The sequence below is a fragment of the Sediminibacterium sp. genome (assembly GCF_051861365.1).
Lineage (GTDB): Bacteria > Bacteroidota > Bacteroidia > Chitinophagales > Chitinophagaceae > Sediminibacterium.
Genome location: NZ_JBHYCW010000002.1, coordinates 1 through 13,059 on the forward strand (window position 1 = coordinate 1; position 13,059 = coordinate 13,059).

The window sequence follows — 13,059 nt, forward strand, 5'->3', positions numbered from 1 at the left end:
ACCGCTAAGCACTTTACAGCTTGGCTAAACCTGGCTCCAAATAATAAAGTATCTGGTGGTAAACTCCTTAGTAGCCGGGTTCCTCGGAAAAGGAACAAAGCCGGACAAATATTTAAAATGGCAGCTTTTGCAGTTCAAAGGAGTAAAAATTGGTTAGCTATATTTTATAACCGAATAAAAATGAGAAGTGGCACATCTAGAGCTGTCACGGCCACTGCAAGAAAAATAGCTGTCATCTTTTATAAACTCATGAAAGAAAAAGTACGATTTTGTCCTCTTGACAGAGATCAATATCTTGAGTCATTCAAAGTACGACAACTAAAAAAATTAAAGCAACAAGCAACAAGATTAGGTTTAGTACTGGTTCCTGATAATTTAGTTACTTAAGAGAAAAAAAGTAAACGGAGGGAAAGCCTTTAGTGACAATATTTAGAGATTAAAATACCTAATCCAGTTCTGATTGTATAAATAGTATAAAACGTTAACAAGTAGAATTTCTACGTCATTTATTACATTTGACCATGCGCCTACTATTATTATTCAGTCTTTCCATCACTTTATCAGCTGCGTTTGGACAGTCAAAAAAAGTATCGAATATGAACCTGACTTTTTTAGAACAACTCATGCAAACCAAACCTGAACAATTTGGGGAAGTACTGGAGCTCAGAAAAGACTGGATTGTACAGATCAGGTATACACAAATTGATCGAGATCGTAAGAACCAACCCAAGTTTACAGACTACGCATTTAACCTTCAACAAGACCAATATTTTTATCCTGCCAGCACTGTGAAAATGCCGCTAGCTTTTCTGGCATTGGAAAAACTCAATGAGTTGAATATTGCAGGGGTGGATATGCATACCACCATGATTACAGATAGCCATGATTCATCAAAATATATAGGCAAAACATTAGATGATTCGCCGGATAGACCTTGTATTGCCTTATTCATCAGGAAAATATTTTTGGTGAGTGATAACGATGCTTATAACAGACTATATGAATTTCTTGGACAGGAATACATCCAAAAAAAATTAACAGCAAAAGGATATCCGGATGCAGTGATCAGACATTGGTTGAGTGTAAGCAGAACAGAGCTGCAAAACAGAACCACCCACCCTGTTTATTTTGTTGATCAAAATGGTAAAGTATTGCATGAGCAGCCTTCACTTAAGAGTAATGTTGTTTTTCCTTCATTTGATTGTAAACTAGGTAAAGGGTATATGTCTGGCAACACTTTGATCCAGGAGCCTTTCAACTTCGCTGAAAAGAATCGCATTTATTTAAACGATCTTCATAGCATGTTACAATCTGTTTTGTTTCCGGAGTCATTCCCTGAAAAATCCAGATTTAAGTTGAAAAAAAACGATTATGATTTTTTATATGCTGCCATGAGTTGTTTTCCTCCTGAAAGTAAATATCCATTGTACCCAAAAGATGAGGTTTGGGATGCATCTGTAAAATTTTTATTGTATGGTGCTGCAAAAGGCGACAGACCCAAACATATTCGCATCTTCAATAAAATTGGTGGTGCATATGGATTCCTAACAGATATCGCTTATATCGTTGATCTCGAAAACAAAATTGAATTCATGCTAAGCGCTACCATTCATTGCAACAGTGATGGGATATTCAATGATGATCGTTATGATTATGATAGCATTGGTTATCCATTTCTCAGAGATCTTGGACAATTGATCTATGACTATGAAATCAAGCGAAAGAAAAAGCGACTACCCAATTTAGATAAGTTCGTGCTCAGTTATTGAATAAAAAGCGCTAATGCCAACCGGGAAATGCGTATTGATAAACAAATACTGCACATTTTTTAACCAAAACAGTGCATTTGCTTTAAAACTTACAGGCGTTTGCATAGTTTTTACGAACTTTCGCTCGCAAAAATTCATGTACAGATTTTAGTTAATGTAAAGAATCATGGAATTATCATCGCTTCTCAATCGTTTTAATGAACCGGAAACCCTTAAGATGGCTAAGCTTGGTCGTGAACTCAGAGCCAAAGGCATTGATGTGATTGATCTCAGTTTAGGTGAACCCGATTTTGATACACCCCAGCATATCAAAGATGCCGCTATCAAAGCTATCAATGATAACTGGAGTCACTATACCCCTGTTCCCGGTTTTCTTGATTTGAGAGAAGCCGTTTGCACCAAACTCAAACGCGATAACCATCTTGATTATGCACCTGAAAATATTGTTACTTCAACAGGTGCCAAACAAAGTTTAGCCAACGCTATTTTAGCATTGGTAGACGAAGGTGATGAAGTGATCATTCCAACTCCCTATTGGGTCACTTATTCTGAATTGGTGAAAATTGCCAGAGGTAAAGTAGTAGAGATCAGAACCGGTGTTGAAAATCATTTCAAAGCCACTGCCGCAGAAGTAGAAGCTGCGATTACTCCGAGAACCAAAGTATTTATGTTCTCTTCTCCTTGCAATCCATCCGGCGCTGTATACAACAAAGCGGAATTGGAAGCATTGGCAGCTGTATTTCGTAAGCATCCCAATATTGCCATCATTTCTGATGAGATCTATGAGTACATCAATTTTGTGGGCAAACATGAAAGCATTGCACAGTTTGAAGATTTAAAAGACCGTGTGGTATTGATCAATGGATTGAGCAAAGGCTTCGCCATGACGGGATGGCGTTTAGGATACATTGCTGCAAGTGCTCAGATCGCTAAAGCTTGTGAAAAATTACAAGGACAGTTTACCAGTGGCACCAATTCCATCACACAGAAAGCTGCAGTAGCGGCATTAACTGGGGATCTTCGTCCATCGATGGAAATGACAGAAGAGTTTACAAGAAGAAGAGCGAGAACCCTGCAATTAGTGAGTGAAATACCCGGATTCAAATGTTTTGAACCTGAAGGCGCTTTTTATGTGTTTCCGGATGTAAGTGCTTACTATGGTAAATCAGATGGAACACAAACCATTCAAAACGCGGCTGATCTTAGCATGTATATTCTCAACAATGCACATGTATCTTCTGTAATGGGAGATGCATTTGGAGAACCAAAATGTGTACGCTTCTCCTTTGCCAATAGCATGGGGAATATTGAGAAAGCTTGGGGAAGAATCAAAGAGGCATTGGCGAAACTGAAATAAAATCTGTGAATCTGTGGCTTTCATATTAGCCACAGATTCACAGATTACTTTATTTTGAGGCGGTAGCAGTACCGCCTTTTTTACTGTCTACATTCACCGTGTATTTTCCTCCTCCCTGCACAATCCATTTCACAGTCACCGATCCCAATCCGGGAATATTGGGTACTTCAATGGTTTGAGGATTATTGGTTTGTTCCTTGCTTAAATTCAAATCTCTATTCTCCACCTGCATGCCACTGAGTATTTTACCGGTAGTAGTAAGTGTAATATAATCTGGACGTTCAATTTTATTCTTGGCATCCTGACTACTATGCGTAGGCATTAATCTGCCATTATAAATAACAGCCGTTACTTCTTTCAATCCATCACCCAGGTCTTTTTCAGTAATCTCAGATACTTCTAGTTTAGGCGTGTGGAAGCAATGATAAATGCTGAAAGCCATATTGCGATGTGCATCAGACTCTAATAAGAAACCCGGATGCGCACGACCAAAATTTTTCTTCATCCCACCTACTTCAATTTTCCCATATTGCGGATGATCATATTCTTTCCAGGGTACAAATGCATCCTGAAACAACAAATAACGATCAAAGCTATAACTGGCATTATCAAATGGATCACGAGTGGCATCACGCATGTACATCAGATACGGCGTCCATAATTCATTGGAATAAGTATAAATGCCTCTTCCTGCATAAAACCAATCCAATTCACCACCATATGCAGAATACAAATCTTTATACACTACTAAATACTTGTATCCCGGAATCAACTCCTCTCCTTTTTTTGCAATGGCATCATACACTGCAATATCCTGTGCATTATAAGTACCAATGTCTTCTTGTCCACCCGGACCACGAAGGATCATACCACCCGCATTGTGGAATGATTGTGCTGCAGCGATATTCGGATGCTTCATTACAAACTCCATCACTGCTCTGTTTTCGGGTAAAGAGAAAGGATATTTATAGGCACCATTTTGAATATAATTCGGCTGCCATCCCCAACCCCAATCACGGTTAGGATCATATTCAAAAGTGTAGCCGTCTTCATTCACTCTTCCATCACCATCATTATCAATGCCTTCAATTCCCAATAATTCATAATCTCCTTTTTCATCCGGACCCACTTGAATCATATTGCGTGGATCTTTGGGATCTAATTTCCAACGACCATTGGGATTCTTTCTGCGCATCATAGTGATATGTCCATCATTATTGATATCATCATAACTGTCTTCATTCACTTGCCCATCTCCATCATTGTCTACCGGTATTACACCAGAACGTGGAGAGCTGCCGGTATTGGGCTTATGCATGTAGCTATCTCTTGCATCAGGATTGATGGTTGGAACGATATAAAACACTTTATCCTCCAATAACTCCTGAATAAATTGAGTATCTCCAAAAGATTCTGTTAAGTACCAAGCGGTATACAAAGCAAATTCAGCACCTTGGATTTCATTCGAGTGAATATTACCATCGATATACATTCCGGGTTTACGATCAGGATTGCCTTTTTTGAAATCGGTGATGGTCAAACACCAAAGATCTCTGCCCTCGAATGATTTACCAATGGATTGTAGTTTAGCCAGATCAGGATACGCAGCGGCAATCTTTTTACAGATCTCACTAATTCCGGCATGATCGTAATAACGATTCCAGGTTACCGTCACTTTCGGATTAACAGGAGACCCGGCCGCTTTGAATACCTGATTGGGTAATTGTGCATGAACGGTCATGCCGGTAATAAGTACCAGCAGACTTGTCAATATTTTTTTACTAAAACGTTTCATAGTTGAATGATTTGTGATGATCAAAGATTGACTTCAATAGATGTATTGCCTGCTGTTGGACAACCGGCCTCTATCACCAGTTTTCCGGTTCCTTTGATAACCCAACTGAATGATTCAGATCCGTTCGCATCAATACTATTCAGCAGATGAATTTTTCTTCCACCCACTACTTCTTGTTTCCCTGAAGTTTGAACAGCTACTTTTATCTTCTTGATGAAATAACTTCTTTCACCCAGTTTGCTATGGGTAGACAACCCACCTTTATTGATCAAATCCAAACTCACACGTGTTAAGCCGTTTGCGAGTTTTTCTGTTTTCAAATTCTCAATACCGATTTCGGGTTGATGTGCGGCAAGCTTTACTAAAAACTCAGTATGCTTTTTGACAACCGGCTCTACCATTTTGTATGGCGGATTCATCATCGCATAAGGATCAACTCCACCTACTTCCACTTTTTGTCCAGGGAAATCAGGATGCTGAATGGTTTTCCATTCTGTGAATGTATTGGTAATACCCTGCTGAGTAGCCCAGCGTAAATAATTAGCATTTACATCTTCTACTGTAAATACTTTTTCTTTTTTAGCGGTATCAGGTCTGGTCTTTGGTACCCACCAACCCGGTGTACTAAAACTATAACGACCATAATGAAAATAACCCCAAGACAGAACATCACCAACTGTTACATTAGTTCTTGGAGCGTCTTTAGAACCGGTTACTCTATTGTAAAGATCACTTACCATACCATTTACTTTTGCGTCCGGCTCTAACAAGCCCGCCACAATTCTTTGTGCAGCTGCTTGCGGATTGTAGGGAATGGGGTTGGAAAGATTATTATTAGTTCCAAAGCTTACAACCGCATATACGTTGAATGCATCATATAAAAAATCAAGCATGGCTCTGGTTTCTTTTTCTGATGCCGGATAATCACCTGCTCCTGAAGTAAAAGTCTTGTGATTATAGGTAAGGTTTTTATTGAAAGCAATTCCGCCTTCCCCATCTTCATTGAATTGACCATCCTTATCATTGTCAATTCCTTCTGTCAGCAATTTATATTTCCCTTTTTCTCCTTTGCTGATGTCTGCTTTGATCAATACACGAGCATCATCAGGATGAACTTTATAATCACCTGTTACAGATTCTACACGCAGGAAGGTGATTTTACCATCACCATCCAGATCATCCCATCTATCTTCATCCGTTTTACCATCACGATCATCATCGGTAGCTGTAGCATTGCCTGTGCGACCATTGCGCAACTTGGAGAAATATTGTTCCATCGCATCCGGACTCATATTCGGGAACACATAATAAGTGGTTCTGGACAGGAGATTTTTAATACTATCTGTGCCGGAAGCTTTCAGCAGTTGTTCTGCAAAGCCAATCGCCAATTCGGTGCCCAGCAAATGATTGCCTTCTACACCTCCAATGACTGCAATGGCGGGTTTATTCTCTGTTTTTCCGCTACCAATGGTCAGTAGCCAAATGTCTTTTCCTCCATTGGTTTTGGTCAGAGATTTGAGAGAAGCTGATTGTGGATAGGCTTTTACCAAGGCATTCAGCCTGTTTGCCTGTTCGGCGGTATTGCTGTAATCCTGTGCAAGTACAGAACCTGCAGCGCAGCATACCAGTGCCGTAAACAATAGTTTTCGCATGCAATTTAGTTTTGGGTACTAAATATACTGTAAAGCCCGACTTATAAAACTCATTTTACGTGAATGGAGGAAGGGATGTCGAATAGTATCTTTGTGCCATGTCAGAGAATCCAAAACTGGAAATGTTTTATAATCGCTTGCTGAAAGTCTATAAACACAGACATAAGCAGGCTAAGCGAATGAATATCTCCTGCTACCGTGTATACGATCATGACCTCCCCGAATTTCCCTTTGCAATAGAATTTTATGAAGACAGGATCTATCTGGCAGAATACTTACGTAGACATGGTATGACCGATGAAGAACATGATGCATGGTTGGATACCTGTATTGATGTGATCAGTGAGATTACCGGCATTAAGAAAGAACATGTTTTTGTGAGACAGCGAAAAAAAATGTCGCACAGAGATGAGCAATATGAGAAGATAGACAGCAAAAAAGAATTCTTCACAGTAGAAGAAAATGGGTTGAAATTTTTAGTGAACTTAACGGATTACTTAGATACAGGATTATTTCTAGATCATCGTACCACCAGACAAATGGCCAGAGAGATGGCTTCGGGAAAAAGAGTGCTGAATCTCTTTTGTTACACGGGTTCATTTTCGGTGTATACAGCTGCCGGAGGCGCATCTTCGGTAACTTCTGTTGATTTGTCGAAGACTTATTTGAACTGGGCTGAAGATCATATGGTCATCAATCGTTTCAAGGATAAGGATAAATATTTCTTTGTGCATGCAGATGTAAAGCAGTATTTGAAAACGCTGAAACCCGAAAGTTTTGATTTGGTGATTATGGACCCTCCTACTTTCAGTAACAGTAAGCGCATGAAAGATTTTCTGGATATCCAAAGAGATCATGTGGAACTCATCAATGATGTATTGGCAGCCATGACCAAGGGAGGAACGCTTTTCTTCAGTACCAATTTTACCAAATTCATTTTGGCTACAGAAGAGATCAAAGCTACAGAGATCAAAGACATTACTAAAGCTACTACCCCTTTTGATTTTGAAGGAAAGTTAAAGCGTTGGTGTTACAGAATCATTAAATAGATCAAGCATGTAGACTCTCCCTACGCATTCGTTCTACAGCGCTTACACTCCGTTATAAGTCCGTTACAAGTCCGTTACAAGTCCGCATACACTTCGTTTCCCACTTAATATTCATTCGGTATTCGTTTGGCTTACCTTTCTAACCCATCCCATGCCAAAAGCCGTATACAAGTAGTTTACAGCAACTATACCATATATACAGATTGGCCATTCCAAGTATATCTACCTGTATTTATACCTGTTTTTCCCATCAAAACATCGAATCACAATCAAAGAAAATAGCTTTGCAAAAACATTGAACATGTATACTTACAAACATTCATCTTCATACAAACCCTATCGTGAGGCAAGAGTCTTTTCTACCAGTGAATTGTTATTCATTGAGATCAAAGCGATGATCTTGTTTGGAGCAACTGCCAAAGACTGGTGGAAGCGATTGAGTCCTGCTGAAAAATATCGCATCCTTCATGCTAAAGAGAATCCCAGAAGTGTCAACGAAGTACACGGTGATAATACCATGATTCAGCAAGTATAAAAAAGCCCCGTTCCAAATCATCGGAACAGGGCTTGTATCGTTTTGAGTTCTACTTATTTCACTTCTTCAAACTGCGCATCTTCTACGGTATCATTCTTAGTGTTACCGTTAGACTGATCAGCAGTGGCTCCTTGAGCAGCATCTGCTCCCGGTTGTGCACCGGCTGCTTGCTGTGCCTTGTAAATTTCTTCACTGGCCGCAGTCCATGCAGTATTCATTTCAGCCATAGCAGCATCAATTGCCGGGATATCCTGATTTTTATGTGCTTCTTTCAGTTTATTGAGGGCTTCTTCGATCGGCGCTTTTTTATCGGCAGGGATCTTATCACCAAACTCTTTGAATTGCTTCTCGGTTTGGAAGATCAGACTATCTGCTTGATTCAGCTTCTCTACTTTTTCACGCGCTTCTTTATCAGAAGCCTCATTGGCTTTCGCTTCCGCCTTCATCTTTTCAATTTCTTCTTTGCTCAAGCCACTACCCGCTTCAATACGAATCTTTTGCTCTTTTCCGGTGCCTTTGTCTTTTGCACTTACATGCAGGATACCATTCGCATCAATATCAAATGTTACTTCGATCTGAGGAACACCTCTTGGTGCCGGTGGAATACCATCCAGATTAAAGATACCTAAGCTCTTATTCTGATTCGCCATCGGACGCTCACCCTGTAATACATGGATTTGTACACCGGGTTGGTTATCGCTAGCGGTAGAGAATACTTCTGTTTTCTTGGTAGGGATCGTAGTATTGGATGGAATCATGGTGGTCATCACACTACCCATGGTTTCAATACCCAATCCTAATGGAGTTACATCCAATAACAATACATCTTTCACTTCACCGGTCAATACCGCACCTTGAATAGCAGCACCTACAGCTACCACTTCATCCGGATTCACACCACGGTTAGGTTTCTTTCCAAAGAATTTCTCAACGATCTCCTGCACTTTAGGAATACGAGTAGAACCACCTACCAGGATCACTTCATCTATCTGAGAAGTAGAATATCCTGCATCTTTCAGTGCCGCCTCACAAGGTTTCAAACAACGAGCAAAAAGATTATCAGCCAAAGCTTCAAACTTTGCACGTGAGAGTTTTAATACCAGGTGTTTAGGAACACCATCTACCGCCGTGATATATGGCAGATTGATTTCAGTTTCTGCAGAAGAACTCAACTCAATTTTTGCTTTTTCAGCCGCTTCTTTCAAACGCTGTAAAGCCATGGGGTCTTTACGCAAATCGATTGCTTCTTGTGATTTGAATTCATCAGCCAACCAGTCCATGATCACTTTATCAAAGTCATCACCACCCAAGTGGGTATCTCCATTGGTAGATTTTACTTCAAATACGCCATCTCCCAATTCAAGAATTGAAATATCAAAAGTACCGCCGCCTAAATCGAATACGGCGATCTTCTGATCCACACTTTTTTTATCCAACCCATAAGCCAGTGCCGCAGCAGTAGGCTCATTCACAATTCTGCGAACATTCAGTCCGGCAATTTCACCCGCTTCTTTGGTAGCCTGACGCTGTGCATCATTAAAATAAGCAGGTACAGTAATTACCGCATCTGTTACTTCCTGACCCAAGTAGTCTTCAGCCGTTTTCTTCATTTTCTGAAGCACCATGGCAGAAATTTCCTGAGGGGTATATAAACGATCATCGATCGCTACACGAACGGTATTATTGTCACCTTTTGCTACTTTATAGCTCCAATGGCTGATCTCTTCGGTCACTTCGTCGTGACGACGACCCATAAAACGCTTCACACTGGTGATGGTGTTCTGCGGATTGGTAATGGCCTGACGCTTAGCAGGATCACCTACTTTACGCTCTCCGTTTTTCAGGAATGCCACTACGGAAGGGGTTGTTCTACGACCTTCGTCATTTGCAATCACTACCGGCTCGTTACCTTCCATAACGGCCACACAACTATTCGTTGTTCCAAGGTCAATGCCTATTATTTTGCCCATAACTATTGATTTCTGGTGAATAATCGGCTTTCCAATGTCAATCATTATGCCACGACAGGAATAAATGAAAAAATGTCAGAATGCCCTGCTCCACCCTGTTGGCTTTACCGAAAACCTTGCCAATCAATGCGTTTATGGCAGTAGGATATGTAAAAATGAACGCCTTGCATCTCTAATAAGAGAAAACCTTAGTTTTAAGCATGCGAATCCAATGGACGACTTTTGTACTATTCATTTTATCCTTTTTTGCTGCCTCGGCTCAGGAACTTCCCTTGATCACCCCCAAAAAGGGGCTTATTATCAGCAGTTCAGGCAGATTGACGCCGGGTGTTTATCAAATAAGTGTTGAGGAAGACCAGCCTTTGATCCAGGTGTCCGGAGAAAACATCCAATTAGATTTTACCGGTGTCATCCTGAAAGGGAATACAGATCAGCAGCGACCGGATGAATTTGAGGGTATCGCCATTAAGATCATGCCCGGCTCTAGAAATATACAGATCAACAACGCATATATCAATGGCTATAAGATTGCCATACTGGCCGATAGCGTTGCCGGTCTTTCCATTCAGCATTGCGATCTGAGTTTTAACTACCGACAACATTTGAAAAGCAATCTCGACAGAGAAGATATCAGCGATTGGATGAGCTACCATAAAAATGAGCAGGATGAATGGATGCGCTATGGAGCCGGTATCTATCTGCGGAAATGCAATAGCGCAAAAATTGCAGGAAATACGGTTACCAATGGACAATGCGGATTGATGATGACTTTATGCGACAGCGTAACAGTATCAGATAATAACTTCTCTTTCAATTCCGGTGTTGGTATTGGTTTATACAGGAGTAGCTATAACCTCATTTATCATAACCGCGTAGATTGGAATGTGCGTGGTTATAGTCATGGCAAGTACAAACGCGGACAAGACAGTGCCGGCTTTCTGGTTTTTGAACAATGCAACCACAACATTTTTACCTTTAATAGTGCTACGCATAGTGGTGATGGATTTTTCCTTTGGGCCGGACAACATACCATGGATACAGGTGAGGGCGGCTGTAATGACAACTTTGTATATGGGAATGACTTTTCTTATGCTCCCACCAATGGTGTAGAAGTAACATTTAGCCGGAATCTGATCATGAAAAATGTGATCCGTGATTGTGATCATGGTATTTGGGGTGGGTATAGTTATGAGAGCGATTTTACAGACAATGATTTTGCATTGAATAGAATTGGTATTGCCATTGAACACGGGCAAAACAACAATATCGCCCTGAATCGTTTTTTGTATGACAAAACAGCCATCAAATTATGGTCGAGGGAGCAGCAGCCTGCTGATTGGAAATATGCACAGCTAAGGGATACCAAAAGCAAGAATTACTGGATAGCGGTGAACCAGTTTACAGCCACTGAAACGGTGTATGATATTATGGGAACGGATACTGTGGCTTTCAGTGGCAACCTGAAAATGGCTCATACTACCGGTCTGAAGTTAGGCGATAGAACGAATGATATTGATACTTCAAGGGAAGATGATCCATTGGATATGGATTATGTGCCGGATGAACGGCTCAAAAAAATTCCTGTAACGAAAAGACCTATCCATGAATACCCAAAAGGAAAAGACAATATTCGCATGACACAATGGGGTCCCTACAATTTTAGTTATCCATTGTTATGGTTGAAACAAATAGACAGTGCAGGCATCTATCACTTTGAAGTATTGGGGTCAATCGGTAATTGGAAAATAAAGAATATAACAGGATTTGAGATCAAAGAAAAAGGAACCGATAGTTTTCCTTCATTCTTGGTGGCGAAACCAATACCCAATATTGTTTTCAAAGAGATCAAACTTGAATATGAAGGTGATGTATTTATAGATCAATTTGGGAAAGTTGGTAGTAGTGGCAGCTTATTCGGCTATGAACGATACCAACCCCAACAAAATTGGAAGCTGCAGTGGTTTTCATGGAATGAAGAAACAGACCCCACAACAAACCAAGATGCTTTTATGCAATTGCTTTCTTCCACACCTATTCATCATGGCACTTTTGACAAATTGGATTTTACCTGGTGGGGAGCCATTGGAAAAAACTTACCTGTTGATTCATTTGCAACCGTTGCCACTACTACCATTGAAACAGAAGCAGGTTTTTATGATATAGGTATTACGGCTGATGATTATGTGAAAGTATATGTAGATGGGAAACTGCTTATTGATGCATGGGATCCGAAATACACTGCATTGGATGAATTAACACATCATAAAAGACTATTGGAATTAAGTAGAGGCGTACATGAAATAAAAGTAATTCACGCTGAACGCACAGGTATTGCGACATTGATGTTTTATATCCATCCACAGAAAAAACAAGAAGAAAAAATTATCTTTCAACAGAAGATCATTAACTATTAGCTTTAAACGTAAAGTTCTTTTGTGAGAAATAGCTAAAAGCGACCACAAAAAAAGTAGTGATGATCTTTGATAAGGTTGGATACCATCCGAACACTTCTACAAAAAGTTTTAGAAACACATAATTCAGTAATAAACAGCCCAGTACCACCAGAAAATATTTACTGATTTGCTTTCTTTTGGCAACAGATGTTTCCTGGAAGACCACATATCGACTCAGGTAAAAACCCACCGGAAAAGTGATGACAAAAGCAGCTAAAAATGCAGCGATATGGGCACTGATGGATATAAAGAGCAGGTGAATGACCTGCTTTTCAAATACATAATTATAAGCAATAAAGAAAAGTGTAATATCGAGCAAGGTATTAAAGCCGCCACAAGCCGCATAACGGTAGGTCTGATGTGGCATGAACTTTCGAAAAATGGGATAGAAAAAATCAACCACAGATAGGATCAAGGTCCGGATATGTTCGTGCAAGTTTCGCATGAAGCCGCTAAGGTAGGTGTTAATTAATTACTTT

The 13,059-nt window shown here is 40.1% G+C and carries 9 protein-coding genes and 1 pseudogene; 6 read left to right on the plus strand and 4 right to left on the minus strand.

Annotation, left to right across the window (positions count from 1 at the left end; genetic code table 11):
- The 3 genes and pseudogenes from ACTIEV_RS00845 to ACTIEV_RS00855 all read left to right on the plus strand — a co-directional run.
- Nucleotides 1–387 (plus strand): annotated as a pseudogene (locus tag ACTIEV_RS00845) (IS110 family transposase); the annotation flags it as partial.
- Between the two features lie 134 nt (nt 388–521).
- A complete protein-coding gene (locus ACTIEV_RS00850) occupies nt 522–1,769 on the plus strand; it encodes a serine hydrolase (RefSeq protein ID WP_322195737.1) in 1,248 nt (415 codons plus the stop codon).
- 166 nt (nt 1,770–1,935) lie between these two features.
- Nucleotides 1,936–3,126 carry a pyridoxal phosphate-dependent aminotransferase gene (locus tag ACTIEV_RS00855; RefSeq protein WP_322195738.1) on the plus strand — a complete coding sequence of 397 codons (1,191 nt, stop codon included), beginning with the start codon at nt 1,936–1,938 and terminating at the stop codon, nt 3,124–3,126.
- Nucleotides 3,127–3,175: 49 nt separating this feature from the next.
- On the opposite strand, the gene ACTIEV_RS00860 is transcribed toward ACTIEV_RS00855, so the two are convergent.
- Both ACTIEV_RS00860 and ACTIEV_RS00865 read right to left on the minus strand, forming a co-directional pair.
- A complete protein-coding gene (locus ACTIEV_RS00860; protein WP_322195739.1) occupies nt 3,176–4,921 on the minus strand; it encodes a M14 family metallopeptidase in 1,746 nt (581 codons plus the stop codon).
- Between the two features lie 20 nt (nt 4,922–4,941).
- The gene (locus ACTIEV_RS00865; protein WP_439515884.1) at nt 4,942–6,573 is read right to left on the minus strand and encodes a M14 family metallopeptidase; all 1,632 of its coding nucleotides are present in this window, start codon (nt 6,571–6,573) and stop codon (nt 4,942–4,944) included.
- Nucleotides 6,574–6,671: 98 nt separating this feature from the next.
- On the opposite strand from ACTIEV_RS00865, the gene ACTIEV_RS00870 reads away from it, so the two are divergent.
- Nucleotides 6,672–7,622, plus strand: coding sequence for a class I SAM-dependent methyltransferase (locus tag ACTIEV_RS00870; RefSeq protein WP_439515885.1), 951 nt, complete (start codon nt 6,672–6,674; stop codon nt 7,620–7,622).
- Between the two features lie 301 nt (nt 7,623–7,923).
- On the plus strand, nt 7,924–8,157 hold the full coding sequence (locus ACTIEV_RS00875) for a hypothetical protein (RefSeq protein WP_322195742.1): 234 nt from the start codon (nt 7,924–7,926) through the stop codon (nt 8,155–8,157).
- A gap of 53 nt (nt 8,158–8,210) precedes the next feature.
- Here ACTIEV_RS00875 and dnaK read toward each other — a convergent pair whose 3' ends face one another.
- Complete coding sequence (dnaK, locus tag ACTIEV_RS00880) at nt 8,211–10,127, minus strand: molecular chaperone DnaK (protein WP_439515886.1); 1,917 nt, start codon at nt 10,125–10,127, stop codon at nt 8,211–8,213.
- 200 nt (nt 10,128–10,327) lie between these two features.
- Between dnaK and ACTIEV_RS00885 the strand changes: the two genes are divergently transcribed.
- Nucleotides 10,328–12,541: a NosD domain-containing protein gene (locus ACTIEV_RS00885; RefSeq protein ID WP_439515887.1), complete on the plus strand. Its 2,214-nt coding sequence runs from the start codon at nt 10,328–10,330 to the stop codon at nt 12,539–12,541.
- Here ACTIEV_RS00885 and ACTIEV_RS00890 read toward each other — a convergent pair.
- Entirely contained in the window at nt 12,531–12,947 is a 417-nt protein-coding gene (locus tag ACTIEV_RS00890) for a GtrA family protein (RefSeq protein ID WP_439515888.1), read from the minus strand. The genes ACTIEV_RS00885 and ACTIEV_RS00890 overlap by 11 nt on opposite strands.
- Nucleotides 12,948–13,059: the final 112 nt, after the last annotated feature.

Excerpts from the sequence above, each read along its gene's own strand:
- ACTIEV_RS00860 (WP_322195739.1), bottom strand. The coding sequence starts at position 4,921 with ATGAAACGTTTTAGTAAAAAAATATTGACAAGTCTGCTGGTACTTATT.
- ACTIEV_RS00890 (WP_439515888.1), bottom strand. The coding sequence starts at position 12,947 with ATGCCACATCAGACCTACCGTTATGCGGCTTGTGGCGGCTTTAATACC.
- ACTIEV_RS00865 (WP_439515884.1), bottom strand. The coding sequence starts at position 6,573 with ATGCGAAAACTATTGTTTACGGCACTGGTATGCTGCGCTGCAGGTTCT.
- ACTIEV_RS00855 (WP_322195738.1), top strand. The coding sequence starts at position 1,936 with ATGGAATTATCATCGCTTCTCAATCGTTTTAATGAACCGGAAACCCTT.
- ACTIEV_RS00850 (WP_322195737.1), top strand. The coding sequence starts at position 522 with ATGCGCCTACTATTATTATTCAGTCTTTCCATCACTTTATCAGCTGCG.
- ACTIEV_RS00870 (WP_439515885.1), top strand. The coding sequence starts at position 6,672 with ATGTCAGAGAATCCAAAACTGGAAATGTTTTATAATCGCTTGCTGAAA.
- dnaK (WP_439515886.1), bottom strand. The coding sequence starts at position 10,127 with ATGGGCAAAATAATAGGCATTGACCTTGGAACAACGAATAGTTGTGTG.
- ACTIEV_RS00875 (WP_322195742.1), top strand. The coding sequence starts at position 7,924 with ATGTATACTTACAAACATTCATCTTCATACAAACCCTATCGTGAGGCA.
- ACTIEV_RS00885 (WP_439515887.1), top strand. The coding sequence starts at position 10,328 with ATGCGAATCCAATGGACGACTTTTGTACTATTCATTTTATCCTTTTTT.